This is a genomic window from Paraclostridium sp. AKS73, from assembly GCF_025671395.1.
Lineage (GTDB): Bacteria > Bacillota > Clostridia > Peptostreptococcales > Peptostreptococcaceae > Paraclostridium > Paraclostridium benzoelyticum.
In genome coordinates, this window is the sequence record NZ_JAIXHU010000105.1 from 1 (window position 1) to 238 (window position 238).

The 238-nt window shown below is 45.8% G+C and carries 1 rRNA gene; it reads left to right on the plus strand.

Annotation, left to right across the window (positions count from 1 at the left end):
* Window positions 1-238: ribosomal RNA gene (locus LEQ07_RS19900) — 23S ribosomal RNA — on the plus strand; the annotation flags it as partial.

Sequence of the window (238 nt, forward strand, 5' to 3'; positions counted from 1 at the left end):
AACTGAAACATCTAAGTACCCGGAGGAAAAGAAAGAAATTCGATTCCGTAAGTAGCGGCGAGCGAACGCGGAATAGCCCAAACCAGTGAAGTTTTCTTCACTGGGGTTGCGGACACATCATCAACGAAGAGGTATCGTAAACGAAGAGAGTTGGAAAGCTCCGCTATAAAGTGTAATAGCCACGTAGTTGAAACGAGAAGACTTTAGATGTGATCCAGAGTACCACGGGACACGTGAA